Genomic DNA, 26,516 nt, shown 5'->3' with positions numbered 1-26,516 from the left:
TCCACGGCCGCAAGGCCGTTTTTCAAGAGCACTTTTGGAATCGATTCCAAAGAAGCCAACAAAAGCACCACCGGCAACGAAGCCAGGCCCAAGACGCGGGACACCCAAAGCGCGGAACTAGGCCACCATCCCCACAGACACCAAAGGAGCCACTCGTGGACTTGAACCGACCTGCCTCTCCGCTCCAGAACAGCACCAAACCGCGCACAAAAACAGCCCTCGCCGCCACAGCAGTAGCCGCAGCCCTCCTCCTCAGCGCCTGCGGCGGGGGAGCAGCACCCCAGGGTGCGGAAAAAGCGGCAGCTGCCGATCCGTCGTCGGGCGCTAATGCCAGCGGTGCCGTCAACATCTGCGGCGTCAAGGACGCGAGCGGGATCTACAAGGGCACGGCGGAAGCGTTCACCAAGGCGAACGGCAAGGTCACGGCCAAGTACACGGAGATCGGGGCCACCACGGACGAAGCCCGCACGCAGATTGTGCAGCGGCTGGAGGGCAAGTCCACCGAGTGTGACATCTTCCTCTCCGACGTGATCTGGACTTCCGAGTTCGCCTCCCAAGGCTGGCTGCTGGACCAGACGGAGCTGGTGGAGGCCAACAAGGACCGGCTCATCCCCTCCACTGTGGAAACCACCAAGTACGAGGACAAGTACTGGGCCTCGCCGTTCTTCACCAACGCCGGCCTGATCTACTACCAGAAGGACAAGGTGGCCAAGCCCGAGACCTGGCAGCAGCTCTACACCGAAGCAGCCAAGGCTCCGGGCAACGGCTTCGTCTACCAGGGCAAGCAGTACGAGGGCCTCACGGTGAACTTCCTCGAGATGCTCTACAGCGCGGGCGGCGAAGTCCTGGATGACCAGGGCAACGTCAAGATCGACTCCCAGGAGACCCGCGACGTCCTCAACTTCATGACCGACGGCCTCAAGAACGGCTCGGCTGACCGCGCGGTCCTCACCTACAACGAGGACCCGGCCCGCCTGGCCTACGAATCCGGCAACTTCGGATACCAGCGCAACTGGCCGCACGTCTACCGCCTGCTGAACGCGACCCCGCTGGCGGACAGCTTCGGCGTCGCGCCGCTCCCGGCGTGGGAAGGCGGCAAGGCCTCGGGTGTGCTGGGCGGCTGGAACCTCGCGATCTCGGCACACTCCACCAACCAGGCCGGCGCTGTTGCCTTCATCGACTTCGCCACCACACCGGACTGGCAGAAGCACGTGGCCATGGACTACTCGCAGGCCCCCGTCAACGAGGCTGCGTACTCGGACCCGGCCGTCCTCCAGAAGATGCCGTTCGCTACCGAACTCCTGGCCTCGGTGAAGGGCGCCAAGCCGCGCCCGATCTCGCCGGTGTACCCGCAGATCTCGCAGGCCATCTACAAGAACGTCTACGCCGTGCTGTCCGGCACCGCGTCCACTGAGGACGCCGTGAAGAAGATGGCCGACGAAATCACCGCCGCTAAGGCGAGCTTCTAAGACATGGCCACCAAAACCATCACGCCGGGAGCGCCCCCAAGCGCGCCACCCAACGCACCAAGAACAAACGCCCGCGACCGTGCCGAACGCTGCCTCGCCTTCCGGATGACCGCGCCGTCGCTGATCCTCATGGCCCTCGTGGCGGCGGTCCCGATCGGCTACGCAATCTGGCTCTCCCTGAACCAGTACAGCGTCCGCACCGCAGGGCTCTCACGGTTCGTCGGCCTGGATAACTACGTCGCCGCACTGACCAGCCAAGAGTGGTGGGCGGCCTTCGGGCAGACCTTCACCTTCGCCGCCTTCTCGGTCACCTTGGAGCTGATCCTTGGAACGGCCATGGCGCTCCTGCTCAACCTCGCGTTCAGGGGCCGCGCGCTTCTGCGCACGGTGGTCCTCCTGCCGTACGCGATCGTCACCGTCGTCAGCGCCATCACCTGGCAGACGATGTTCCAGCCGGATCTCGGCTTGGTCACCAACGTCCTCTCCGCGCTTGGGCTGCCCGGCGGCGACGTCGTGTGGCTGGGGGAGCGCGGCTACGCGATGGCCGTCATCGTGCTCGCCGACGTTTGGAAAACCACACCGTTCGCGGCCCTCATCATCCTGGCCGGCCTGCAGGTCATCTCCTCCGAAACGTACGAGGCCGCGGAACTCGACGGCGCCAGCAAATGGCAGACCTTCGTCCACATCACGCTGCCGCTGTTGCGTCCGGCGATCGTCCTCGCCGCGATCTTCCGCACCATGGACGCCCTCCGCGTCTTCGACCTGCCGTTCGTCCTGACCCGCGGCGCCAACGGCACCGAATCGATGTCCATGCTGGCCTACGGCGAACTCCGCGAAAACCGGCTTGTGGGCGAAGGTTCGGCCCTCTCAATCCTGACCTTCCTCACCGTCATGGTGGTCTCGGTCATCTACATCCGCTTCGGCGGCGGGAACATCCGCGACGTCGCGAAGGAGGAACAATGAGCACGCTGACAGCAGAACGCACGACGGCGGCACCCGCCACCGGGACCAAGTCGCCGAAGCGCCGGCTCAGGGGCGAAGCGAAACTCCACCCCTTGGTGTGGGTGTTCGTGGTGGCCGTCATGGGCTTCTCGCTCATACCGTTCTATTGGCTGGTGAACACCTCCCTTAAGAAGGGAGCAAGCCTGTCCCAAGGCGAGCTCTTCCCGAGCCAGCCAACCTTGGAGAACTACCTCGTGGTCTTCCAGAACCCCGAGTTCCTCCTGGCCCTGCGCAACTCGGTGATCATCGCCGTCGTCACTACAACAGTGGCGCTGGTGTTCGCATCCTTTGCCGCGTATGCGCTGGCGCGGCTCAAGATGCGCCGTAAGGGAATGATCCTGACGCTTATCCTGTCGGTGACCACGTTCCCGGCCATCGCGATCGCGGCCCCGATGTTCTCCATCTGGCGCGAAATCGGCTTGTACGACACTCTCCTGGGTCTCATCATCCCGAAGCTGACGTTCGCTCTGCCGCTGGCGATCTACACGCTGACGTCCTTCTTCAAGGAGATCCCGCGCGAACTCGAAGAATCCGCGTACATGGACGGTGCCACGCCGTTTGTCGCCTTCCGCAAAGTCATCCTGCCCCTGGCCGTTCCCGGTCTGGCGACCACGGCGATCCTCGTGTTCATCTCGGTCTGGAACGAATTCCTTCTCGCCGTCACGCTGACAACGTCGCCGGAATCCCGTCCGGTCCCGGTCGCGATCGCGTTCTTCAGCGGCACCAGCGAGTTCGACCAGCCGCTCGGCACCATCAGCGCCGCGTCAGTGATCATCACCGTCCCGCTGGTGATCCTCGTGCTGCTGTGCCAGAAGCGCATCGTCTCCGGCATGACCGCCGGCGCCGTCAAAGGCTAGGCCACTTCTCGGCGTCACAGAATCCAACAACCACCTACAGACTCCTCAGAACCCCAGAAAGAACAGGAAAACAGTGAGTATTCAGCAGCAGGCCCCATCCGCAACCCTCAAAGTGGGAGTTGTGGGCATCGGTTGGGCCGGCCAGCAGCACCTCAAGGCGTACCACAACATTGAGGGCGTCGAAATCGTGGCCGTCGCCGGGATGGAAGCGGACCTCCTCGCCCAGCTGAAGGACGAATACAACATCCCCCACGCCCTCACCCGGTGGGAGGACATGATCGAGCTCGAAGACCTCGACGCCGTCAGCATCGCCGTGCCCACCTTCCTGCACGCACCGATCGCCATCGCTTCGCTCGAGCGGGGACTGCACGTGCTGAGCGAGAAGCCAATCGCACGCAACGCCGTCGAAGGTCAAGCGATGGTGGACGCCGCCCGCAAGGCGGGACGTGTCCTGGACGTTGCGTTCAACCACCGCCGCCGCGGCGACATCCAGGCGCTCAAGAAAGTGATCGACGACGGGACGCTGGGCCGCCCGTACTACGCCAAAGCGTCGTGGCTGCGCCGCCAAGGCATTCCAATGCTCGGCAGTTGGTTCACCAACCCGGCGCTCGCCGGCGGCGGACCGTTGGCTGACATCGGAGTTCACGTCCTTGACTACGCACTGCACCTGCTGGGCGAGCCGAAGGTCCTGGCGGTTTCTGCTTCGACGCATTCGGAGCTCGGTCCGCGTGGCCTCGGCGGCAACGCGCGGTATACGGCGTCGAACTCCAGCCACAAGTTCGAGGTGGAGGACTTCGCCTCCGCGTTCATCCGTCTGGAAGGCGGCGGCACGTTGATTCTTGAAGCGGGTTGGGCCGCATACCGTGACGAGCGGGACCTGATGGACTTCACCGTTTACGGGACCGACGGCGGAGCGGACTTGCGCTCGGTCGGCGCCTCCGAAAATCCCGTCGCAGATGTGCACATCTTCACCGAGAAGGATGGCGAGAACGCCGACTTCGAGGTAGTGGCCGAACCCGGGCGAGCTCACCAAGCCGTCGTCGAAGATTTCGTGGCTGCCGTGCGCGGCGGCGAGACGGTGTGGGGAAGCCACGACGGCTCCCTCGCCCTCAGCCGCGCGCTGGTGCTCGATGCCTGCTACAAGTCCGCCCTGGAACAACGCGAAGTGAGCCTCTGATATGTACGACAAGAAACTGAAAGTTGTTGTCTGGAACGAAGGCGTCCACGAGGCGCGCAACGAGCCCGCAACCATCGGCGAAATGTATCCGGAAGGCATCCACGGCGCCATCGCGGCGGGACTCCGCGGCTTCTATCCCGACTCGGAAATCTCAACAGCCACCCTCGCTGACCCCGAACACGGACTCTCCGAGGAAATCCTGGAGCAAACTGACGTACTGCTGTGGTGGGGACACATTGCCCACGACCAGGTTGCTGACGAGGTAGTTGAACGAGTGCAGCGCCACGTGCTCGGTGGCATGGGCCTGATTGTGCTCCACTCCGGGCACTTCTCGAAGATCTTCACGCGTTTGTTGGGAACCACGTGCTCTTTGAAGTGGCGCAACGAAGGTGAACGGGAGCTCGTTTGGACAGTCAAGCCGTCCCACCCGATCGCGGCCGGCATTGAAAGCCCTCTCCTGATTCCGCAGCAGGAGATGTACGGGGAGCTCTTCGACATTCCGGAACCTGACGACCTGATTTTCATCAGCTCCTTCGAAGGGGGAGAGGTGTTCCGCTCCGGCGTGACGTTCTCGCGGGGCAAGGGACGCATCTTCTACTTCAGCCCGGGCGATCAGGAATACCCGGTGTACCACCAGCCGCAGATCCAGAAGGTGATCGCCAACGGCGTTTCCTGGGTGGCCCAGCCTGGTGTCTTCCGCGAGGCACCCGACGTTTCCAACCCGGCCCGGGGCTGGTTCGAGGCCTAGGCCTCTCCATAATCACTTCAAAGGAGCAGCAACATGACCACTTTCCTTCCCGCCGGGCGTCCCTTGGTGACTGGCCGTCCCTTGGGCGTGGCCGCCATCGGTTACGCCTTCATGGGCAAGGCCCACTCCAATGCGTGGCGGAACGTGGCCAGCTTCTTTGAGGTCCCGGCCTTCGAACAGAAAGTGCTCGTTGGCCGGGACGCGGTGCAGGTTGCGTACGCGGCGGGTAAGTACGGATGGTCGGAGTCGGCGACTGATTGGCGCTCGGTCATCGACCGGGACGACATCGACATCGTGGACATCTGCGCGCCTGGTTGGATGCATGCCGAGATCGCTGTCGCCGCGTTGGAAGCGGGTAAGCACGTGCTCGTGGAGAAGCCGCTGGCCAACACTGTGGATGAGGCCGAGCTGATGGCCACGGCAGCAGCATCCGCTCAGGCCCGGGGTGTCCAGTCGATGGTCGGTTTCAACTACCGCCGAGTTCCTGCGCTCGCCTTGGCCCGCGAGTTGATCGCCGAAGGACGTCTCGGAACCGTGCGGCACATCCGTGCCGCTTACCTGCAGGATTGGCCTTCCGACGTCGAGACTCCCATGAGCTGGCGGCTCCGGAAAGAGACGGCCGGCTCCGGCGCTCTAGGGGATATCGCCTCCCACGCGATCGACCAGGTCCAGTACCTGACCGGTCAGGCCGTGACCGAGGTGACCGGGCGGTTGAGGACGTTCGTTCCCGAGCGCCCCGGCGCCGGCGGCTTGGAGAAAGTGACGGTGGACGACGCCGCGTGGGCCACTTTGGGCCTTGCCGGCGGCCTCAGCGCGTCGGTGGAAGCGTCACGAGTAGCTACCGGGCAGAAGAACTCGCTCAAGATTGAAATCTATGGGTCTCTGGGTTCTTTGACCTTCGATCTGGAGAACCTGAACGAGCTCGGTTTCCTGGACGCCACGCTTCCGGTGCGGGAGCAAGGTTTCCGCCGGATTCTGGTGAACGAACCTGAACATCCGTACCTCGAAGCGTGGTGGCCACAAGGGCACATCATTGGCTGGGAGCACACCTTCACCCACCAGATCCGGGACTTCCTTTGCGCGATCCGAGATGGTGAGGCGCCGTCGCCGTCGTTCGACGACGGGCTGCAGGTTCAGCGGGTGCTGGCCGCGGTGGAGGAATCGGCCGCGTATAAGAGTGTGGTGACGGAAGTTCAGTCTGGCTGCGCATCACTATCACTCTCGACCTGACTGAGCCGAAAGGGTCATTCAGTGTCCCTCTGGAATGCCGTGCTGGTCAGGGCGCCCGGCCGGGTCCGTTGTCCGGGTGGTTTGGGTTCTGCATCCACGGCGTGGGTGGAATGGCTGCTGGTGGGCCGGCCGGTGCCTGGGCGTAGGCTGCGGGTTGGCGTTGCTTGCGCATGTTCATGATCAGCAGGACGGCCATGCCGACTACGGCCAGAACGAGCACTGCGACGATGGCGGTCAGCCACAGGGGGATCCCGGGCGCATCCTGTGTTGTGCTGGTGGGCGCATCGGCGGCGGCTGCCGGCGTCGCGGACGCGGTTGTGGCCTCGGCTAGTTTGACGCCGTTGGAGGTCAGGAAGTCGCGGAGGGTTTGGGTGTCGGTGATGTAGTTCGCTTGCCCTGATCCGCGGGCAACGTAGGCGGAGTTGATGCCGATGACTTCCCCGTCTTCGTTCACCGAGGGGCCGCCTGACATGCCGGGTGTGATGTCGGTGTCGATTTCCGTGCGCGGAACACCCTGGGTTGAGTAGCTGCGTGAGCTGACAGCCCCGGAACGGTAGGACGGCTTTTGCCGTTCAACGTCCGAGGTTGAACCGACGAGGTCGGGGAATCCGACGGAGGTGACTTTTTCGCGCACTTTCGGTGCCTCAGCACCCAGCGCCAGCGCGGGGGTATCTTTCATGTCGGCAATCCGCAACAGCGCATTGTCGCCTTTCTCGAAGCCTTGCTTGGCGATGAGCTGGGCCGTGATGGCCGTTTTGCCGCTGAGCAGACCACCGTCGATGCCCGAGGGCTGATCGACCTTGATGAGAGGGTCCGCCAGTGACAAGGGCCAGTCGACGTTTTCGGGTTTCACCCCGGTGAGGCCTTGCTCGTCAATGACTTTGGCGTAAATGCTGGTGTAGAGGGCGTCATCGGCGTCGACGCAATGCCCGGCCGTGGCCACGTGCCCGGTCGTGCTGACAAACCAGCCGGTGCAGAGAGTGACCAGCGTGGTCTTGTAAGTTTCCGTGGTTCCGTCTTTGAAGGGAACCTGCACTGTTGCCGACCACGCTGTATCGACCCACACAATGGATTTGTCGATCGTGTCGGAGTTGACCTCGGCCGTGGCCGGTGCGGCTGCCAGCAGCGGAATCGATAGCGCGGCGGCGAGGGCCAGCGGGGCGGTGTGTTTTTTCTGTGCTTTCCAGGAGGTGCGGGGTGTTTTCATTGAGGGCTTCCTCATGTTCGAATGCTCTGAAATTGTGTGCACCCCAGCCCGTATGTGGAGTGTAGATGAGACTTCCCGGAGGAACCATGCCCCGGAGGTACTCGAATTTTGCTCGGGTCCACTACTTGCCCGGGAGTGCCGCTTACTTGCTGCACAATTGGCTGTTCACGTTGGACGACCATATAGGCGTTTGTGCAAAGAGGACCACGGGCCAGGCCAGGGCCACTCAATGGCTGTCACTAAAGTAGTGCCCATGAGTCACAATAAAGCCATTCGATGGATAAACCCCTCATGGCCGCGTATCGTCCTCTGGATGGGGAAGACGAAACCGAACCGCACCGCCGTGGCGATTGCCGCCGTCGTACTTGCTGCTCTGGCGGGTTGCGCCGAAGCGCCGGCCACAACCACGCCAAGCAGCGGCAGTCCTACGCCAACGGCTGCCTGCCCGACCACCGGGACGGAGCCCCAGCAGGCCAATTGCAGCGCCTACGACGGCGACGCGGCCATGGCCCAGAACGAGATGTATCGGCAGCGGCGGAAGCTCACCCCTGAGATGCTGACGCAGCTGAACCAGCACGTCGAGCCCGCAAGAAAGGCGCTCGCAGCAGTACCCCGGCCGGTCACCGGCGACGACGTCGAAGCGGCGCTGACCAGTATCGACATGATGGACATACGGACCGACGACGGCGGAAAGGGCGTCAGGTTTGGTGGGGCGGTCCGCAACGGAGGCTGCATCTACGGTTTCGTGCCGAACGACGGAGAGCCGGAGTTGGCGACCGGTGGCCCCATCATGGACGGTGGTTGCCTGGAGATGATCGGCCACTAGCCCGGGCCAAAACCCACCACCTAGACCACCCACTTCCACCACCTAGATCGGCCCGTCCACCACCTAATTTGCTCCGGATCACCACCTAATTTGGTTCCGCCCGATCGTGGAGCCCGTCCACGCCCATAGTGTCCTTCTCAGGAACGAGCCCGTCCGGGACGCTCCAGCGGAACATGGACAACTATTGGGGGTTGGAATTGGCGCTGAGTCAGCAACAAGCCATCGCGGCGGCTGTAGATCAATGGGTTACGGGCATTCCGGGACGGATCCCGGGCCACACGGTATTCGTGGAAAACGCGGGGCATTCTTCCTATGCGAAGGAGATCGCAGGGGGCGGCTCGGTGGTCTTGGTGATTGATGGCGACGCCGACGATCCGGATCTGGTCACCGTCAAGGGCCGTTTTGACGAGTCAGGCGAAGAACTCTTGGTGGACGGCTCCCTGAGCATCGAAATTCAGGACTACCTGGCTGTCCCATTCATCAGCCTTGTGGGTCCTACAGTCATTCGCTTCGCAGGCCAGGATGACTGGCAGTCGTTCTTCGACGACGCCGACGAAGCCCGCCAATCCGGCCACTTTGTCCGCCAACTCACCGAAGTAAACGCGGTACTGGCCGAGCGTGCGCTGCTTGCCGGGTACGGAAACCCGGACTCGACGCTGGCCAGGATCCACATCACCGCCAACGGAACCATCCTCAATGGACCCAGTGGAACCGTGATCGGCTGGGTTGGCGATGAGTTGCAGGACATCCGGGCCAGAGCGATGCCGCTCAAGCCCGAGTCCTCGATAGCCTCCCTGACCCACGCCCCCGAGGTCGTGGCAGCCCTCAGCGAGCGACCTTGGATTCCCCGCTACTTGGCCGCACTGGATGCGTGGAAGATCATCGGTCCCCAGCAACGCCTTGGCACCCGCCTGGTCGGCTTTGGGTTGAGTCTGTACGGAGCCACCGACAGCCACGGCCTCCCGTTGCCCAATGCTCCTTTCATCCTGGAACGGCAGGGGGAACACAGGCTTCTCGATACCAACACCGGGAAGCTCTTCACCATCGGCCGGGACGCTGCCGTCCTCATTGAAGCCATCTCCAACTTGAGGAGCGTGGAAGCTGCCGCAAACGTCGCTGCCTTCTCCATGGGCATACCCCCGGAGCTCGCGGAATCATCGGCGAAAGCCGTCGTGGAGCAGCTGGGCCACCTTGGCATCGATCTCCTGGGCGGCCACTGATGACCCGAACAAGCCTTCCCCTCTGGGTGCCCTTGGTGGAGCAGCGGGACTTCAATCCTGACACCCACACGGCAGTAGCCGCCGACGGCGTTCACGTCACCTTTAGGGACGGCCAGCGCCGGCTTTGCGCGAAAAGCGGGCTCTGGAATGCCAACCTGGGATTCGGCAACCGGGCGATCGCCAAAGCAGTGGCCGCAGCACTGGAGAGTGCATCCTATCTGCCGCTGTTCCGCAGCGCACATACCCACGCCATTGAGGCAGCCGAAGCACTGCTGGAGCTCCCGGCACACCCCTTCGGGAAAGTCATTTTCTCAACCTCCGGAAGTGCCGCCAACGATGCCGTCATGAAGCTGGCCAGGCAGTACTGCATATTGATCGGTGAACCCGAGCGGAAACTGATAGTTGGTTTGAAGGGCAGCTACCACGGTCTTACATATGGCAGCCAGGGTCTCAGCGGGGACGATCTTGGGCAGCCCCTCTACGGCGTGGACACTCGCAACATCCGGCACGTCAGGTTTGATGACGGCGGCGCCGAGTTGGAGAACCTGATGCGTCGGGAGGGCCACCGCGTGGCAGCCCTTGTAGTAGAACCTGTGCTTGGCTCCGGAGCCGAGGCCGTACCCGCAGACTTCATCACGGCACTCCTTGCACACAAGGAGGAACAGGGCTTCCTGCTGGTGGCCGACGAGGTAGCGACGGGTTTCGGCCGGATACACTCCTGGTTTGTTACGGACGAATGGCCGGAAGCGCCGGATGTCATCGTCACATCAAAAGGCCTCACCAACGGGACCAGTGCCTGTGCTGCACTCCTGGTGGGCACCAAAGTCACGGAGACGTTTGACCACGCCGGAGCGGTCTTTGTCCACGGTGAAACCCAAGCCGGTACACCTGCCGCCTGCGCAGCGATTCTTGCCACGATTGGGGAAATGGCATGGGTGGGCCATGAAAGGCTCACCCGCAACGTCAGCGTGGGGCTCTACGAACTGATTCGAGACCTCCAGGGCATCGACGGAGTCGGCGAATCAACCGGCCGTGGATGCATGCGGGGCCTCAAGCTGTACTCGGACAACGGGGTGCCGCTCCACGCACGTGCGACCCTCGCCGTCGTAAATCGCATCCATGGCGCTGGCGCCATTGTGCAGCCTGGCCCCGGACGCATCCAGCTCCTTCCGGCCCTGACCTTTATGGAGGAGGACTTCCAGGAGCTCCACGCTGCTATCGCGCAAGGAATCCTTGAAGCTCGCCGGGACGGGGTCTTCGCATGATCGCGGATAGAACGTGGAAGACACGTTGCGTCATCCTGGGGTCCGGAATGAGCCCTAAATACGTGGGTTCATTGACCCGCGGACGCGTCGGATTGGTGGTCGACGCTGCCCTCGTAGGGCATCAAAGCACGTTGTTGGAAGGTGACCTCCGGGGAGTAGCAGTACTGGCACTGGATGCAGTTCCCGTCAATGTAGTGACGCTGCGTGAGGTGGTGGGGTTCATCCAGGAACACCGGCTGGACACAGTGGTGGCGTTGGGCGGCGGATCAATTATGGACGCGGTCAAGCTCGCAGCCATGTTCTCCGCCGACCCAAGCCTGGCCATTTTCGTGGAACGCCACGTCAAGCGCTCCGGACTCTTGGTGCTGCCGCCCGTTCCCTACACAGGCAAACGGCCTAAAACCGTTCTCCTCCCGTCCACAGTGGGAACCGGCGCGGAAGCCAGCGCGGTTGCGTGCCTGGACACCGTCGTCGGGCGGCGCCTGTTGGCGTCACCCCAACTGGCCGGAGACGTAGCAGTGCTCGACGCCGGCCACCTCACCACCCTGCCGCGGAGCCTGGTACTGGAAGGACTGCTGGAAGCCTTCCTGCGTGTGGCCGGAACCATGGCGGGGAGCACGGCCAGCATGTTCGACGACGACGGTCACCACCTTCTGGCGCGGATCGTTCGCTTGGGGGAGCAACTGAGGAAAGAGGACTCGCCCGAGGATCGCCTGCTTGCTGCCCGGCTGAGTATGGAAACCCACACCGGCTGGTCGTTGACGGGACGCAACCCGTACGGCGCCAAGCATTGGTACGTGGCCAACGAACTCGCCTACCTGACCGGCGCCCGGAAGATGGCTGCAACTGCACCACTGATTGCGCCCATCTGGGAGGAGATCGAGCGGGGCAATTTCCCGTGGGGTGACGCCGGGCGGCTTCGCAGGCTTTGGTCGACGGCAAACAGCGACGAAGCCTTCGACGTGCGCCCCTCCAAAGGTATTGCCGAACTCATTCACCAGTGGGACATCCCGAGGTTGAGCGGCTGCAGCGAAGGGACCATCAAGGATGCCTCCACGGCCGCCGTCCGTAACTGGGGCGGAGTGCTCCCCATGCTTCGCGGCATTGGCGCGGTCCAAATCCAACACGTCCTGCGCGCAGCTCTCGCCTGAGCCGCGTCCCACTGCTTACCGCCGGCACCCGCGGTAAGGCATCACCCACAGGCAAGGGAAAGGAGGTGACTACATGATCAGCACTGCACACAGGCCCTTGGATCTTGGGATTCAGGAGCTGGAAACCATCGCTGTACCGGATGACTGGAGCGAAAGGATCCACGGCATCACCGTCGGCCTGGCCATCATCACCATCACCGTCGGCATCACCTGAGATCCCGTCAACGCAGGCGGCATCCCGTCCAACAAGCACAGAAGGAGGTGAACATGCAGAAGCAACTCAATCTTTCCATCCAAGAGCTTGAGGCCCTGGACACCCCTGACTTTAACAACTGGTTTATCGGCGTATCCCAGGGAGTGGCCTTGGGACTCATCGCCGTCGGCATCACCTAGCCAATGGCGACGTCATTAGCCGCAAGCAACAGAAAGGAGGCAGGCATGACACTTCAACTCCAGGTCGAAGAACTCGAGAACCTCGACACCCCGGATGAAACCCCCTGGTACATGCGCGTTGGTGACGTGATCATCATCGCCGGCGTCGTCGTCGCAATCGCGGCAACCTAGCCACCCCCAAGCCGCGCACGCGGGTGGTTTCCTTCCTCGACTGCCCGCGTGCGCTCCCCACCACCTGCCCAAGGACACTTTGATGAACCCCGCTCCTGACAAAACCGCAGACGCCATCCTTCGCGTCCTTGGACATCTGGACCCGCCGGAGGACCTTTACAGCGTCTCCGGCTCGCGCCTCTACGACCAGATCACCGAGGGTGACCTCACTGAACTGCCCGAAATCCAAGCGGCCGCCCGCAAGACCGCAGGCCCCATTTTGGAATTGGCCGCCGGATCAGGGCGCATCACGCGTGCCCTGTTGCCGCTGGGACGTCCGGTCACCGCCGTCGACTCTTCACCGGAGATGCTGGAGATGCTCCGCGCGAAAGTCCGTACCGTGGCCTTCAACCCGCGGCTGGTGGAGGTGGAACTGCTGAACGGTGACATGTCCCGGTTGGAGTTCGACGGCCGGTTCGGTTGCGTCGTGCTCGGCGCCAGTTCCGTGACTCTCCTGGGCAGGGAAGAACGTCGCCAACTATTCCGGGCGGTCCGCAACGCGATGAGTCCGGGCGGCCGCTTCCTGCTCACAGTCCTCAACGCGGACAGCCACCAAGGCACGGCGCACTACGACGGCGAACCAACAGTTTCGGCTCTGGGGGAGGACGCCTTCCTGATCACCGCAGAAAGCAGGGACGCCGTCAACGGCTCCCGCCGCGTGACCATGATTCACGTTCGCTTCAACGAAGGCGGGACATACCGGTCATCCGCGTACGCCAGCGACGTCGCGTTTGTCAGCAACGCGTTGATCGAGGAAGAAATTCTGGGTGAGGGCCTGAAGGTCCTTGAACGCAGGCCCGTCCGCATCGCCAACCCGAATCCCGCGTTGAAAGACATTGAGCTTTGGGTGTGTGGACTATGAATCCGGACCCCGTACCGAACCTGGACCCCGTACTGACCCTCGACCCCGCGCTGGGCCTGGTCTCCGAGTCGACGGTGTACCCGCCCAACGACGTCGGACTCTGGCGGACCGTGGCGATGCTCGCCAACGGCGAGATCACCGAACAAGGGTTCGCTTCCGCCGTCGGGGCTTTCGATGTCAGCCGACGGCGGTCGCTGATGAGGGGCGCCGGCGAGGCCGTGGAGCGTTACGCGTTGGTGCCTGCGTCAGCCGATGCCGATCATCTGCACGTCCAGGACGACGTTGGGCGGCGAATCGACTTTGTTACCGGAGGGCTGGGACGCGCGTCGGCACTTGCCTGTGATCTTCCTTGGTACCGAGCCTCGAATCTGCTCACCGGGGGAGAGTCCCGGGTTCCGGGTCCGGTTGTTGATTATTGGCCCGGCGCTTCCCCGGTCTCCGAATGGGACCGGTTGTTTGACCCTTCGCCCAACGGTGCTGCTTCGGGGCCTTCCCGGTCCTTCGCCCAGGCATCCGGCCTGGCGGAGGTCATCGAGCGGGATGCGTTCCTGACTTCCTGGTACTCCGGGGCGCCCCTCCAAAAAATTGACATTCGCAGCCTGCTGGCATCACCCATGGCCAGGAATCTCGCTATGTTGACGGAGTCCGCTCTGGCTAACGAAGTGAAGTTCACGCTGGCCGTCGTCCCGTCCGCGGCACCCCTGGTGGTTGCTGCCTGCTTCGTCATCGGCGTCAACGAATCAGCTCCCTTCGGGGCAGTCGGACTCAAAGCGGCCGCCGGTCCAGGTTCAGCACTGCTGGGAGCCCTGCAGGAGGGACTACAGATACGGGAGCTGTTCCTGTCGCGACGCCCTTCGTCTGACGCCGGCGGTTCGGTCACCGATGACGCCTCGCGTGCGGACTTTTGGAATACCGCTTCAGCCGTTGCCCGGCTGGAGGAATGGGTCCGTTCCTTTCCGCTGACTGCGATTCCTGAGGGGTTCGACGTGCCGGGGGTTAACCACCTGGCGACGTACTTTGCCGGCCGGAACATCAGCCCTCAATGGGTGGACCTGACCCATAGGCTGCCCGCCGCCATCAGGAACCACGGTTGGCATACGGGAAAAGTGGTGTGTCCCGGCGCCGTGCAACTGTCCATGGACGAAACCAAAAGTTTGGCCCCACAGCGGCCAGGTAGTGTCCGCTCGCAAACCATGCCCCATCCGCTGATATGAAGGGCACAAGGAATCGCGCCGAGCCGCAGTGGCCGGTTCGGCTGGCGTCCCATGCTTCCATTGAGCCACCAGTAGACGACGTCGGCCCATGGATCGTGGCCCTCGACGGAGTGCCGAGGGCACGGATCTCGCAGGACGTTGCGTCCGTGCTCAAGGAACTGGACGGTGAAAAGGACGCCGGTCAGATAGCACTGACGTTGGGTGCTCCCTGGACTGCGTCTGATGTGGGAAGCGTGGTGGAGCGAGTTGCGCCGACCGGAATTTTCGACGCCGGATCACGGAGAAACGCACCGCGAAGAGTCCAGTTCCGTGCCCCTCTGACAGTTCAACTGACACTGTTCGATCCAAGCAGCGTGCTCCCTGCCCTGCATCCCGTTGTGACGTTCCTGCTCCGCAGGGGGTCGTTAGCGCTGCTGGCCATCTCCCTTCTGGGCGGACTCCTCGTGGTGAGCTCGACCGGGACGGACATTGTGAGGCTTTTTTCGTCGCCGCTTCCCTTTGAAACGTACCTTGGCGTGGCGGCAGCAATGTTTGCCTCGACCCTGCTCCATGAACTCGGCCACGGCTTGGCGCTGTCCTACTTTGGGGGCAAACCCCGACGCATCGGCATCATGCTCTTCTACCTGTCTCCGGCGTTCTTCTGCGATGTCACCGATGGCTGGCGGCTCGCCTCCAGGAAACAACGCGTGATGGTGGCCTTGGCCGGTCCCTTGGTTCACGTTGGACTGGGTAGCTTGGCGCTGTGTGGCCAGGCCTTCATGGCAACTTCTCCGCTCAAGGATGGCCTGCTCCTCTACGGAGTGCTTTGTTACACGGTCGCCCTTCTGAACCTCTTCCCGTTCATCAAACTGGACGGATACGTGGCCCTGATGTCGGCACTGGACATACCCCACCTGCGTCGTAAGTCTCTGGCTGCTGCCGAGGAAATCGTGGGTCGCTACGCTCTTGGCACCACCGTGCAGGTGCCGCGTCCCGGCTTCCTCGCGCTCTTCGGATTAGCCAGTTTCGCCGCTGGACTCTTCTTTGTGGTGGTCGGTTTCCAACGCCTTGTTCCGGTCTTCCTGCAGTTCGGAATGGCGGGTCATGCGGCGGTGGCCTTGCTGATCGGGCTCCTGGCGGTACTGGCGGTCAAGGGCATCGTCCGGTTCTTCCGAACTGCCGCCGCGAATGGCAGCACCCTTTGGCGTCGGACCTTGGCCTTGCTCCTTGGCGCTGGTTTGACGTCGGCCGTGCTCGCCACCGTCCCCGTTTCATCTGTTCAAGCAGCGGGGTATTCGTTGGAAGCAGGGCAGTTGAGCATCGTTTTTCCCAAGGACTCGAAGTTGCCGTCGATCGATGCAGGGGACAGGGTCAGCCTGCAGACGCAAGGAACTGTAGTCCACACAGAACTGGGGCTGGCCACTATAGGTTCCGTGCCGCCGTCGGAAGCCAACGCCCCACTGGAGAGCATCGCGCCGGTGACCCGGCCGGGCATAACCGTTCCAGTCATTGCCTACGACGCCGAGATCCGGGCCGCGCATGTTGACCTGCCCGCCCATGGTCGCGCCGAGGTGACCAGCAACGTCAGAACCACCTTGGGGGAGTGCCTCTGGACTGCAGTGACGTCATCTCCCCTGTGGCCGGGGAACGCGGGGAAGGAAAACAGATGACAATTCATGCGAGTTTTCACGGATTCACCAAATGGCGTGGAACGCAGCTTGCTGTCGAGGACCTCACCTTTGATGTTCCCGCCGGTTGTGTCGTGGGGCTGATCGGCCCCAATGGTGCCGGAAAGAGCACTGCGCTCGCAGGACTCACGGGCCTTCTGGATCCGACATCCGGCCATGCCAAGGTGTTCGGTACCGACTATCGCTCGCTGGACAGGCCGGCCCGCAGAATCGGCGTCAATTTGGATGGAATGGATGTGGAAGACGGACTGACCGGCCGGCGCCACCTCCGTATCTGCCAGATGGCCGCCGGGGTTGGCAAGGAGGACGTGGAACGCGTCCTTGCCCAGGTGGACCTGACGGCGCAGGCCAACAGGAAGGTCAAGGACTACTCACTGGGCATGAAGCAGCGGCTGGGGATCGCTTCGGCATTGATTGGCAACCCGGAGCTCTTGGTATTGGACGAACCGGCAAACGGATTGGACCCCGAAGGTATCCACTGGCTGCGAGGGTTTCTCCGGGACTTTGCTTCCATTGGTGGGAGCGTCCTTGTCTCAAGCCATCAGCTGCTGGAACTGGAGCAAGTTGCGGACGAGGTGGTGGTCCTGAAACGGCGGATGTTGTTTCAGGGATCCCTCGACGAGGCAAAGTGTGTGGGGAACGGAAGCCTTGAGACTGCCTACTTCAGGATCTTGGAGGGTGCGCCGTGATGGGCATGCTGCGTTCGGAGTTGCTGAGGTTCTTCAGTGGCTATTCTTTTCTGGGCGTACTGGGTTTCAGCATCCTCATTCCGTGGTTTGTCAGCAACTTCCTCGGCTGGCCGAGCACCGCTGGTGGCCTGACCGCCGTCGAGAACGCCAGGATCTTCTGGGCTTTGGCGGCAACCATGGCAATTGTGAGCGTCTTCGCGGGTAGCTACGTAGTGTCACGGGAGGCCTATTACGGAACACTGAAGCGCAGCGTGGTGATGTGCGGCCTGACCCGGCTGGTGCTGATCAAGTACGCGGCTGCCGTTGCTGTGGCACTGATCGTTGCTTTGGCGGGGACTGGCCTGTGGGCAGCGAGCCTGATGCTGTGGTCCACACCTGAAGCCCGGGCAGGAGTGCTGGTTCCCGATGCCTGGCGGTTTCTTCCAGGCGTCCTGCTTGCCTCGGTACTCGGTGGGGTGTGGGGTTGTTCGCTTGGCTGGATGATCCGTCACTACTACGCCACCACGGTAGCTGCCATGTTGGTCCCGCTGGCCGTGGAATTACCCCTGCTGGCAAATTCCACCGAGGTGGCCCGCTGGCTTCCTTCCGGTGCCTTGGCCGGGATCAGCTCGGTGCCGTTCGAGGGCTTATTGCCGCCAATCCAAGCGTCCCTGGTCTTCCTGGCTTGGATTGCCCTTTCGGGCATCGGCGCGGTGTTGGTACTCGGCCGGAAGGAGCTCTGAGTGTTTCCTCTGGGATCCGTCCTGTTCGCTGAACTCAGCAGACCCTGGCTGTGGCGGGGTGCGGGTATCGCTGCACTCATTGCAGTTGGCCTGATTGCCATACCCATCGTCTCCAGCCTGGCACATGAGGTACGTGTCGGTCAGCTGGGCGCTGCCCTTCTGGGACCGGCGCTGTCGGTGATGCTCACGGTCGGGGCGGTGCTGGGATCCTTCGCCTTTACGGTCGACTTCCGTCGTGGTTCCTTGCACAGGAGGGTCCTCCTGTTCAGCCGAGCACCGATCTTTGCATCCCGGGCAGCTTCCACATTCCTTGCCTCGATGGTCGCGGGCGGCACTGTGGGATCGGTGCTGGTGCTCCTCATGCTCCTGCTCGGCGGGCACCCAACCAGTTTCTTCGCAGCCGGGGCGTTTGCGGGGGTCGCTGCTGTGGGTTCCATGTGGGGCTTTGCCGTCGGATCCCTTGTCCGTAACCATCTGGTGGCATTCTTCGTGGTCCCGTTGACTCTTGCCCTCCCCGAGTTCCTGGCTGGTGCGGGAATAACCACCGGATTCTTCTTCCCGGTGCTGACATCGGAGTGGTCCACCAGCGTTGCAGAAGGACGTATCAACTCCATGCCGCTCCTGGGGTCGCTGTGCTGGCTGGTGCTGTTGCTCGGCTCCGCCGGGGCCGTTTTCTCCCAACGCGACCTTCGCTAGCCCCCCCTCTGCCGCTGGACCTAAGCCGCGAAAGGAACGAACCATGAATCACAAATCACTCGTTTGGCTCATGCTTGCCCTACTCTTGGGCGCTTATGCCGTGTACGCCCTTTTCTCCAATCAAAGCGGCTCGGTGTGGCCGCTGCTGACGGGGGTCATCTGCGCTCTGGGTGCTCTTGGAGCACTCTGGCGTTTACGGGAGGAAGCCAGGGCGGACCGTGAATAAGGCCTGCCCTGGCTTCCCGGGTTTCAATCTGTAGGACTACTTGGACTTCGGGCCCTTCCCGTGGCCATTCCCAGGGTGATCACCGGAGGAGACCACCATGGCGGATCCACCACCCCGCCGTTCCGGCTCCGCCACGGCAACGAGCTTGCCGTCTTCACCGAACTCGATGGCTGTGGCAGCACCAATCTCGGCTGTGGATGTGAAGGCATCACCGGCAGGGACCAGTTCGTGGCCAAGAGCGGTGAGCTGGGCTCCGTAACTCTGTATGAAAGCCGGTTCGGCTGTCACCGTTTTCGTGTTTCGTTGGGCTGCCCGGGGAGCAGCCAGGGCTTCCGAGATGTTCATGCCCAAATCAACCCGGTTCAAAATCGTCTGAAGCACCGTGGTGATGATGGTGGAACCGCCCGGCGAACCGAGGGCCAGGAACGGCTTGCCCTCATCCAGAATGATGGTGGGCGACATCGATGACCGTGGCCGCTTGCCCGGTTCAATACGGTTCGGATCCTCGGGATCGTAGACCGTGCTGAAGTCCGTCAGCTCGTTGTTCAGCAGGAATCCCCGGCCCGGAACAACAATGCCCGATCCTCCTGTTTGTTCGATTGTCAGCGTGTACTCCACCACGTTGCCCCACTTGTCAGCGACCGTCAGGTTGGTGGTGGAGATGTTCTCGGTGTCCGTCTCATCGGCGAGCGGTGCAGCGGAAGCCGGGCACGCGCCGTCGTAATTCTCTACATCGCCGGGCGCTACGGGTTTGGCGGCCGCCGCCGTCGGGTTGATCTGGCAGGCGCGCTCCTTGGCGAAGATTGGGTCCAGCAAGGTGTCCGTAGGAACATCAACGGACGCGGGGTCACCCACGTAGGCGCCACGGTCGGCGAACGCCAGGGCGCTCGCCTCGAAGTAGTGGTGCAGGGCGTCTGCTGGCTGCATTTCGCTGAGGTTGTACGGCTCAAGAATGTTCAGCGCCTCACCAACAGTGGTGCCACCGCTGCTTGAGGGTGCCATGCCGTAGACGTCGTAGCCGCGGTACTTCATGTGGGTGGGATCCTGGTTCAGGACCTTGTAGTCGGCCAGGTCCTGGGCCGTCATGAAACCCACAGGCACAGGCAGGGTGGGTTCCGCTACCTTGGGCGGCGCTTGGACCGTTGCAGCGATTTCCTCAGCCAGCGGGCCGTTATAGAACGCGCTTGTCCCCTCCTTGGCAAGCAGGCGGTATGTCGCCGCCAGTTCGGGGTTCTTGAAGATACTTCCGACGGCGGGAGACTCACCGCCGGGGAGGAAGAGTTGCTGTGTGGAGGTGAAGTTGCTGAACCGCGCCTTGTTGTCCTCGGTCTGCTGACGGAAAGTCTCATCCACCACGAAGCCGCGGTTGGCCACCTTGATGGCCGGTTTCAGGGCCTCGTCCAGGCCCAAGGTTCCCCACCGTTCCAAAGCGCGTTCCCACGTAGCCGCGGTACCGGGGACGCCAACAGAGACGCCACTGGTGACGAGATCCGGCGTGAATTTGTAGGGCTCGCCGGTATCAGGATTGATGAAGGCATCATGTGGCATTGCCGCGGGGGCCGTTTCGCGGCCGTCGATGGTTCCGACTTCTCCGGTCTTGGCGTCGTAGTAGACGAAGTAGCCGCCACCGCCGATGCCGGCGCTGTAGGGCTCCGTTACACCGAGGGTGGCGGCAGCCGCGACCGCTGCGTCGGCCGCGTTGCCGCCCCGCTTCAATACTTCGATGGCTGCTGCAGATGCCTCCGGATCCACCGTGCTGACGGCGCCGCCGTAGCCCGTGGCCGTGGGGTTCTTTTCAGTCTGCCGGGGGTCCGCGAAAGCCGGACCGGCCACTGCTGCGCTGCTTACACTAAGTGCCAACGCGGCAGTGGCCGCGGCAAACTGACGTCTCTTTAGTCTCATGGTGTCTCCCAGAAATTACCCAGAGTTTGTTGAGGGTTGGCGGTCCGGCCACCCTACTCCGGGGCTTCGGGAGGGACAACGGTTGACTCCCGGCTGGTCAGGGGCTAAGCGAGGGGCCCGTTCCAGAACGAGGAAAGCCCGACGGCTAAGCTTTTTCCTTGCTCAAAACCGGCCATCGCTGCGGCCCGACGGAGGGAGAAATCCATGGCGTTGGCACCGAAGAGATGTTCCGACTCAACGGCCGGGAAAATCGTCTCCACTTGGCTGCCGCCGGCTTGCAGTACCTCGATGTGGGCGGCGAGGTCTTGCTTCCATGTCTCAGGAGTCCGGGTTCGGCCACCGAAAGGCGACAGGACCAGCACCCTCCTGAACCCAGCCGCAAGGTCCGCGTTTTCAGCGTTGGAGCGGTGGCCGCCGTCGATATAGTCAGCGCTGCCTATCCTGTACGCGAAGCCGCTGGCGCAACTGGCTGCAACGGCATCCGCCAGGTCCACCCCGCTGCCGTTACCGAACCCGACAGGTTCGCCGGTGCCTGCATCAACGGCTGTGATGAGGATTGGTTGTTCGGGCCACTCCTGCCGGGGAAGTCTGGCCGCAACCGTTGCGCGCCAACGTTCCTGTGTGGAAGGGTCCAGTGCGGCTTGCAGTTCGAGCGCCGCAGCGCCCATCCGGCGTCGCATGTCTGCAGGATCCGCGGAAGAGGCGATGATCCGGGCAGTCCGTTCCATATGGTCGGATACGTCCCTGCCTTTGGCTGGCGCGGGACGGGGATTGGCGGGCGCTGGGCGTTGGCTGGGTGGAACTTGAAGGGTTGCGGCATACAACTCAGCGATTGGAGCGCCACTGATTTGGGCGGCAGCAGTCGAGCCGGCCGATGTGCCGATGGTGAGGTCGGCGTTAGTCACATCGAGGCCTCCGTCCGCCAGGCCGGCTATGACGCCGATCAGCCAAGCATTGCCGGTGGAACCTCCGCCACCGAGCACCAAGGCTCGGGCATGAGTGATGTCTTGGGAAAGCGTTGTGTTCATGGGAGAGCCCTTCACGAAAGAGGATTGGCGCTCCCGGTAGCGACTACTTACGTCGCGGAATCGTGGGCTGCGGGGGGGCGCCCATTGCGGATACTGCGTACATGGGTCTCACCTCCTGCTTGGTTGTCACGATCATGGGAATGCTAGCACTGCCGGGCTGGGAGCGGGAGTGGGCCTGGGGCGCGAACATCACATCGAGCCGATAGTGCACAAATATATTCCGCGAGGGGAAGTATTTCGTATACACAAAAGACTTCCCTGCGCGGTAGTCTTTTGTATATGGTGTCGACTTATCTCACAACCGCAGAAGTCGCTGAGCGGCTTCACGTGAGCCAGCGGCAGGTTCGCAACATGGTGAGCCAAGGTCAACTGAAGACGCTAAGAGGTGGTGGCTTGCTGCTCATCAGCAGTGATTCGTTGAACAGGGCTCTCCACAGGCCGCGAGGAGCCGGTCGGGCATGGAGTTCAAAGACGGCTTGGGCAGCAATCGCGTTCCTGAGCGGTGAGGCGGCGCCATGGTTGAATCCCCACGAGCGCTACCGCTTGCGAACATCATTGCAGGGCCGCAGCGTCGATGATGTCATGGTTGCGGCCCGGAAACGGGCAACGGTCAGAACGTTTCGGGCGACGGCGGAAGCTGTCGGGAAGTTGCAGGAGCACGTCTTGCCCACAGGCGGAGCGGCAATGCGGGCAGCCGATATGGGGGCTGTGTTCGGTCTCGCCGGCGGTGACGGTTTTATGGATGGTTACGTTCCGGTGGGTACGGCAGACGAAATGGCAGCGGCGTTCCACCTGGAGGAAGCAGAGGACGGCAATGTCACGCTACGGGAGATCGACTTCGAGGAGGGACTTCGCAACGGAGTTCCTGTAGCTGCCATTGCCCTGGATTTGGCTGAGTCAATGGCAACACGGGAGCAGTCAGCCGGTAAGAGAGTCCTGCGGAAACTCCTGGAAGACTACGCAAACCGTGGCTGACCGCCTTGGCCACAGGGAAGTGAACTAGAGCTCTTTAAAGTAAACCGACACGGGTATCTCCTTGCAGCCGAGACTCTCATAGAGTGCCCTTGCGGGAGCGTGGAAAGGGTCGCCGCCTGTCCCTATCTCGACGATTTTCGCCCCGAGGTCCTTCATCCTGCCCATGGCATGCTCACAAAGATGGCGGCCGACTTGGCTGCGTCGATGACCAAGGGATACCCCAAGAATGCTAATGGTCCCGTGTCCCCGAGAGGCGTTCACTTCCCAGCTGATATATCCAGCAAGGGCACCCTCGATCTCTGCCACGTCGACGTACTTACCGGCAGCAGGCTCATGCAGCCCAGGGACTGTCCGGGTGTACTCCTCGCGCCAGTCGGCGTGTTGAACGGCAAAGATGGCTTCGCCCATCAGCGGGCGGAATGATCCTTCATAAAAGGGCTCGAATGTTTCTAGTGTCAGGTCCAGGATTGGCTGCTCATCTTGGGCTGCGAAGGGGCGAATCAACATGATGGTGGGGCCTTTTGATTTGAGGAACGTGACATTATCTAAGAACCCGCGACCAGACCGGCAGCAGGCAGTCATTCCTCAAGAACGGATGCGCGTTGAGCAGAAGCACTCCACCAAAACATCCTAAACTGCCGTCCCAAGGACTCGTGAAGGTACCTCAACTGGGCTGCTTAAGGACAACATTGAAAGGTAACCAAACCAACCAAACTAACCGCTGCTAACCTCACCCCCCCTAAACCACCAGCCGCAGCGGCCGCTGCCCCGCCTGCACTCTGATTTCCTGTCCCCATGAGGCGATCAGGCGGTCATCTTCCATGCCGTCGCCGAACACCACCAGTTGGTCCGAAGCGACGGTGATGCGGAGGACTTCGCCGGCCTGCAGAAGGCCCTCAGTGAGGGAAGCTCCCGTAACGGGCGACGGCCAGGCTTCGCGGACAAACCACGCAAGCGTCGGGTCAGTCGGTGCGGGCAGGGCCCGGCCTCCACGTTCCAGTGCGATTGAAGCGCACCAGCCAGTGGCTCCGGTGCCGGTGGAGACGATCAATCCCGATGAGGACTGCCGCTCGGTTTGGCCACCGGAACTTGTAAAACTCGGCGCCGTCAACTGGTACCTGGCGGATTGGTGGGAGGCGTGCCCCACGAAGATCTCGTTGAGCGCCGAAAGCTGCTGCCCGTCGTCGAGCGTTGCCGTCACGGTGGTGAGGTCCAGGCAGCGCAGGCGGTTCGGGTCGCCGGCGCGGATCAGGGCCGTGGCCGCCGCGGGCGTGTGCCGCACCAGGACGCCGGGATTGGCTCCGGGCTCCGGATCCACGCCGATGACCGGTTGCCCGGAAAGGTACTTGGCAGCATTGGCCACCAGCCCGTCCTGGCCCACGGCCACGATGATGTCCTCTGCTGTCAGGAGGAAGCGGCTGAGGTCGGCGCGCTCCACTTCGGCTTGCCGCCATTCGGCCGGGACCGCTCCCCGCACTGTGGCGAGGGCGGCGGTGAGGTGGTCGTGGCGCTGCTGAACTTCTTCGAGGCTCCGGCCACGGGTCCGGAGGAAGAACTCAGCCTGTCCGCGGGTCGAGTGGCGGTCCAGGAGTTCCTGGAGTTCGGTACGCCTGTGAACGATGACGATGCGTGGAGTTGCCATGGTCTGATCCTTACTTGGCTGCCGGTGCCGGTGCTTGTCCGTTCTGCTCCTTGAAGAGCCCGGCCAGGGCTCCGCTCAGGAGGTCCGGCGTGATAGTCAGGTTGCCGATGTTCGGCAGCGAACCGGCTGCGTCCCGCAGGGCGAGGGCAAGCAGCGTGGACTGTTCCATGCCCCGGTAGACCTCCATGGTGGCAGCCTCGCGGGCCGCAGCTGCTTCACCCACCAGCCGGATCTGGTTGGCTTCGGCCGCAGCGCCGATGCCCTTGCGCTCGGCCGAACCCTGGGCTTCGATGAGGCCGGCTGCGGCTTTTTCTTCCGCTGCCCGACGGGCGTTAATGCCCTCCTGCGCCACGAGGTTCTCGCGCCGAACGGCCAGTTCGATTTGGCTGGCCATCTCGTTCTCGGAGATGGTGCGTTCACGTTCGACGGCGACCGCCCGCCTTTCGTAGACAGCCCGGTCCGCTTCGGCTTGCAGTTGTTCGCGGACGGGTGTCTGCAGGGCACGTTCGACGTCGGACTCGGGCCGGACTGCCAGGACCTGCACCCCGAGGATTTCGATGCCGGTGGATTGCAGCCGGGCGTCTGCGCGGAGGGCTTCGGTGAGCACTATCCGCAGCTGGCTGACGCCGCGTTCCAAGGCTTCGGCCAAGGTGGTGGCGGCAATCTGGTCGATCGCGTGGCTCTGGCAGAGCTGCCCGATGATGGTGGACACCTGCTCGCGTCCCGTTGCCGGCGCTGCCCCCGGTGTTTGCAGGCCAAAGTCGAGCCGAGTCGACACCGCTACAGGATCCACGAACCGGTAGGTGACGTTGGCCTGCACTGTGACGTCCTGGTGGTCCCGGGTGATGGCGTGGAAGAGGGTGGGGAGTTCCTGATCGTCCACCGGCACTTCGCTGAGCACGGAATTCACGGGCCGGAACCAGAACGCCTGGCCCACTCCCTGGTGCTTCACCGCGCCCTTTTGCAGGTGCACGACGTAGCCGGTGGGGCTGCCGAGGAAGTGGCTGATCCAGGGGTAGCGCTTGATGGTTGCCATGATGCTCCTTGATTCGAAGAGTTATCGTCTATCTGACGATAACAACACCCTAGGGCACCGGAACTATTAATGTCAATATGACGATAAATGCCGTAGGATTGCCGCATGACACAAGCTGTTTCAGCGCCTGCGAGCTTTCCCGTCACGGTGGACATCGTTGCCCTTACCGTCCGCGGCGGCGAGCTCTGCGTCCTGCTTATCACCCGCCTCATCGAGCCGTTCCGCGGGCGGCTCGCCCTCCCCGGTGGTTTCGTCCTGCCCGGCGAGGACCTCGTGGAAGCAGCGATCCGCGAACTGGGCGAGGAAACCGGCGTCGAACGTTTGCCGGGCTATTTGGAGCAGTTGGCGAGCTACGGCCCCAAGGGTCGCGACCCCCGTGGCGACGTCCTCACCGTGGCGCACCTTCTGCTGGCGCCCGACTTTCCCGTCCTGTCCGCCGGCAGCGACGCCGAGCAAGCGGCGTGGTATCCGGTGGAACGCGTGGCCAACGGCGAGGTGGACTTGGCCTTCGACCACGCGCAGATCCTGGAAGATGCCGTAGAGCGGGCCAGGGCCAAGTTGGAGTACTCGCCTTTGGGTGCCGCGTTCTGCGGCGAAGAGTTCACCATCGCCCAGTTACGCGCCGTCTACGAGGCCGTTTGGGGGACCCGCCTGGACCCGCGAAACTTCCATCGCAAGGCCACCGGCACGCCCGGCTTCCTCGAGGACACAGGGCGCATGACTGCCGGCGATGCCGGCAGGCCGGCCGCACTGTTCAGGCTCGCCGAGGAAGCGCGTTCGACGGCGGGGCACCCCACCCGTGCGGTGCTGAACCCGCCGTTGATGCGCCCGAGGGTGTAGGCGGGAAAACGCGTTGACAGGGTGATCCGCCTCGAAAAATGTTCGGCATCAAATCACTTCGCCAAAACACAAAGCGTGCTTATTATGAAGCTGTGCACGTGCTTCCCCTAGTGGTTGCTCTGTTTGAACCATAGCCATTATGGGTAGGTACGGAATAAGGAGAAGATTCTCCGTTGGTGCCCGTTGATATGGGGTGGGACTTCATTTGGGGTCCCGGCGGATGCCTTCCTAACTGGACAGAAATTTGTTTGAAGGGATGCGT

Annotated in this window: 28 protein-coding genes and 1 pseudogene; 23 read left to right on the top strand and 6 right to left on the bottom strand. The window is 62.8% G+C overall.

Annotation, left to right across the window (positions count from 1 at the left end; genetic code table 11):
• Nucleotides 1-155: 155 nt before the first annotated feature.
• From OCL88_RS06170 to OCL88_RS06145, 6 genes are all read left to right on the top strand, one after another.
• Complete coding sequence (locus OCL88_RS06170) at nt 156-1,469, top strand: ABC transporter substrate-binding protein (RefSeq protein WP_264961934.1); 1,314 nt, start codon at nt 156-158, stop codon at nt 1,467-1,469.
• Nucleotides 1,470-1,472: 3 nt separating this feature from the next.
• Nucleotides 1,473-2,432, top strand: a complete 960-nt coding sequence (locus tag OCL88_RS06165; protein WP_264961933.1) for a carbohydrate ABC transporter permease — start codon at nt 1,473-1,475, stop codon at nt 2,430-2,432.
• Entirely contained in the window at nt 2,429-3,328 is a 900-nt protein-coding gene (locus tag OCL88_RS06160; RefSeq protein WP_021473502.1) for a carbohydrate ABC transporter permease, read from the top strand. Before OCL88_RS06165 ends, OCL88_RS06160 begins: the two co-directional genes overlap by 4 nt.
• A 73-nt stretch (nt 3,329-3,401) precedes the next feature.
• A complete protein-coding gene (locus OCL88_RS06155) occupies nt 3,402-4,505 on the top strand; it encodes a Gfo/Idh/MocA family protein (RefSeq protein ID WP_264961932.1) in 1,104 nt (367 codons plus the stop codon).
• A 1-nt stretch (nt 4,506) separates the two neighbouring features.
• Complete coding sequence (locus tag OCL88_RS06150; RefSeq protein WP_193592822.1) at nt 4,507-5,253, top strand: ThuA domain-containing protein; 747 nt, start codon at nt 4,507-4,509, stop codon at nt 5,251-5,253.
• Between the two features lie 33 nt (nt 5,254-5,286).
• Nucleotides 5,287-6,483 (top strand): Gfo/Idh/MocA family protein, encoded by a 1,197-nt coding sequence (locus tag OCL88_RS06145; protein ID WP_264961931.1) that lies wholly within the window; start codon nt 5,287-5,289, stop codon nt 6,481-6,483.
• 46 nt (nt 6,484-6,529) lie between these two features.
• Here OCL88_RS06145 and OCL88_RS06140 read toward each other — a convergent pair whose 3' ends face one another.
• A complete protein-coding gene (locus tag OCL88_RS06140) occupies nt 6,530-7,690 on the bottom strand; it encodes a trypsin-like peptidase domain-containing protein (RefSeq protein WP_264961930.1) in 1,161 nt (386 codons plus the stop codon).
• 313 nt (nt 7,691-8,003) lie between these two features.
• Between OCL88_RS06140 and OCL88_RS06135 the strand changes: the two genes are divergently transcribed.
• The 14 genes from OCL88_RS06135 to OCL88_RS06070 all read left to right on the top strand — a co-directional run bounded on the left by OCL88_RS06135 (nt 8,004) and on the right by OCL88_RS06070 (nt 18,831).
• Nucleotides 8,004-8,516: a hypothetical protein gene (locus OCL88_RS06135; protein ID WP_264961929.1), complete on the top strand. Its 513-nt coding sequence runs from the start codon at nt 8,004-8,006 to the stop codon at nt 8,514-8,516.
• Nucleotides 8,517-8,689: 173 nt separating this feature from the next.
• Entirely contained in the window at nt 8,690-9,736 is a 1,047-nt protein-coding gene (gene mpaB, locus OCL88_RS06130) for a daptide biosynthesis RiPP recognition protein (RefSeq protein ID WP_264961928.1), read from the top strand.
• Nucleotides 9,736-11,001, top strand: coding sequence for a daptide-type RiPP biosynthesis aminotransferase (gene mpaD / locus OCL88_RS06125; RefSeq protein WP_264961927.1), 1,266 nt, complete (start codon nt 9,736-9,738; stop codon nt 10,999-11,001). The genes mpaB and mpaD overlap by 1 nt, the downstream gene beginning before the upstream one ends.
• A 47-nt stretch (nt 11,002-11,048) precedes the next feature.
• Nucleotides 11,049-12,152 (top strand): daptide-type RiPP biosynthesis dehydogenase, encoded by a 1,104-nt coding sequence (mpaC, locus tag OCL88_RS06120; RefSeq protein WP_264961926.1) that lies wholly within the window; start codon nt 11,049-11,051, stop codon nt 12,150-12,152.
• Nucleotides 12,153-12,225: 73 nt separating this feature from the next.
• Nucleotides 12,226-12,366, top strand: a complete 141-nt coding sequence (locus OCL88_RS06115) for a hypothetical protein (protein WP_021473492.1) — start codon at nt 12,226-12,228, stop codon at nt 12,364-12,366.
• Between the two features lie 53 nt (nt 12,367-12,419).
• Entirely contained in the window at nt 12,420-12,545 is a 126-nt protein-coding gene (locus OCL88_RS06110; protein ID WP_021473491.1) for a daptide-type RiPP, read from the top strand.
• A 45-nt stretch (nt 12,546-12,590) separates the two neighbouring features.
• Complete coding sequence (locus OCL88_RS06105) at nt 12,591-12,716, top strand: daptide-type RiPP (RefSeq protein ID WP_264961925.1); 126 nt, start codon at nt 12,591-12,593, stop codon at nt 12,714-12,716.
• An 82-nt stretch (nt 12,717-12,798) separates the two neighbouring features.
• Nucleotides 12,799-13,617 (top strand): daptide-type RiPP biosynthesis methyltransferase, encoded by an 819-nt coding sequence (gene mpaM, locus OCL88_RS06100; RefSeq protein WP_264961924.1) that lies wholly within the window; start codon nt 12,799-12,801, stop codon nt 13,615-13,617.
• On the top strand, nt 13,614-14,831 hold the full coding sequence (locus tag OCL88_RS06095; protein ID WP_264961923.1) for a YcaO-like family protein: 1,218 nt from the start codon (nt 13,614-13,616) through the stop codon (nt 14,829-14,831). Before mpaM ends, OCL88_RS06095 begins: the two co-directional genes overlap by 4 nt.
• Nucleotides 14,828-16,480, top strand: coding sequence for a daptide biosynthesis intramembrane metalloprotease (gene mpaP, locus OCL88_RS06090; protein WP_264961922.1), 1,653 nt, complete (start codon nt 14,828-14,830; stop codon nt 16,478-16,480). Before OCL88_RS06095 ends, mpaP begins: the two co-directional genes overlap by 4 nt.
• Nucleotides 16,477-17,187 carry an ABC transporter ATP-binding protein gene (locus OCL88_RS06085; RefSeq protein ID WP_264961921.1) on the top strand — a complete coding sequence of 237 codons (711 nt, stop codon included), beginning with the start codon at nt 16,477-16,479 and terminating at the stop codon, nt 17,185-17,187. Before mpaP ends, OCL88_RS06085 begins: the two co-directional genes overlap by 4 nt.
• Nucleotides 17,187-17,909 (top strand): hypothetical protein, encoded by a 723-nt coding sequence (locus OCL88_RS06080; protein ID WP_264962001.1) that lies wholly within the window; start codon nt 17,187-17,189, stop codon nt 17,907-17,909. The genes OCL88_RS06085 and OCL88_RS06080 overlap by 1 nt, the downstream gene beginning before the upstream one ends.
• Nucleotides 17,910-18,605 (top strand): hypothetical protein, encoded by a 696-nt coding sequence (locus OCL88_RS06075; RefSeq protein WP_264961920.1) that lies wholly within the window; start codon nt 17,910-17,912, stop codon nt 18,603-18,605.
• 43 nt (nt 18,606-18,648) lie between these two features.
• The gene (locus OCL88_RS06070; protein WP_166186614.1) at nt 18,649-18,831 is read left to right on the top strand and encodes a hypothetical protein; all 183 of its coding nucleotides are present in this window, start codon (nt 18,649-18,651) and stop codon (nt 18,829-18,831) included.
• A 36-nt stretch (nt 18,832-18,867) separates the two neighbouring features.
• Here OCL88_RS06070 and ggt read toward each other — a convergent pair whose 3' ends face one another.
• Nucleotides 18,868-20,733 (bottom strand): gamma-glutamyltransferase, encoded by a 1,866-nt coding sequence (gene ggt / locus OCL88_RS06065; protein WP_264961919.1) that lies wholly within the window; start codon nt 20,731-20,733, stop codon nt 18,868-18,870.
• Nucleotides 20,734-20,837: 104 nt separating this feature from the next.
• Complete coding sequence (locus OCL88_RS06060; RefSeq protein ID WP_264961918.1) at nt 20,838-21,761, bottom strand: patatin-like phospholipase family protein; 924 nt, start codon at nt 21,759-21,761, stop codon at nt 20,838-20,840.
• 279 nt (nt 21,762-22,040) lie between these two features.
• On the opposite strand from OCL88_RS06060, the pseudogene OCL88_RS21260 reads away from it, so the two are divergent.
• Nucleotides 22,041-22,184, top strand: a pseudogene (locus OCL88_RS21260) (helix-turn-helix domain-containing protein); the annotation flags it as partial.
• Nucleotides 22,185-22,424: 240 nt separating this feature from the next.
• The gene (locus OCL88_RS06055; protein WP_264961917.1) at nt 22,425-22,736 is read left to right on the top strand and encodes a hypothetical protein; all 312 of its coding nucleotides are present in this window, start codon (nt 22,425-22,427) and stop codon (nt 22,734-22,736) included.
• Nucleotides 22,737-22,760: 24 nt separating this feature from the next.
• On the opposite strand, the gene OCL88_RS06050 is transcribed toward OCL88_RS06055, so the two are convergent.
• The 3 genes from OCL88_RS06050 to OCL88_RS06040 all read right to left on the bottom strand — a co-directional run bounded on the left by OCL88_RS06050 (nt 22,761) and on the right by OCL88_RS06040 (nt 25,414).
• The gene (locus tag OCL88_RS06050; RefSeq protein ID WP_205679947.1) at nt 22,761-23,144 is read right to left on the bottom strand and encodes a GNAT family N-acetyltransferase; all 384 of its coding nucleotides are present in this window, start codon (nt 23,142-23,144) and stop codon (nt 22,761-22,763) included.
• A gap of 331 nt (nt 23,145-23,475) precedes the next feature.
• The gene (locus OCL88_RS06045) at nt 23,476-24,378 is read right to left on the bottom strand and encodes a hypothetical protein (protein ID WP_264961916.1); all 903 of its coding nucleotides are present in this window, start codon (nt 24,376-24,378) and stop codon (nt 23,476-23,478) included.
• 10 nt (nt 24,379-24,388) lie between these two features.
• Nucleotides 24,389-25,414, bottom strand: coding sequence for an SPFH domain-containing protein (locus OCL88_RS06040; protein ID WP_166186608.1), 1,026 nt, complete (start codon nt 25,412-25,414; stop codon nt 24,389-24,391).
• Between the two features lie 105 nt (nt 25,415-25,519).
• On the opposite strand from OCL88_RS06040, the gene OCL88_RS06035 reads away from it, so the two are divergent.
• Nucleotides 25,520-26,254: an NUDIX hydrolase gene (locus tag OCL88_RS06035; RefSeq protein ID WP_264961915.1), complete on the top strand. Its 735-nt coding sequence runs from the start codon at nt 25,520-25,522 to the stop codon at nt 26,252-26,254.
• Nucleotides 26,255-26,516 lie beyond the last annotated feature (262 nt).

This window comes from Paenarthrobacter sp. PAE-2 (assembly GCF_026013155.1).
GTDB lineage: Bacteria > Actinomycetota > Actinomycetes > Actinomycetales > Micrococcaceae > Arthrobacter > Arthrobacter ureafaciens.
This window is presented reverse-complemented; position numbering and strand designations above follow the sequence as displayed.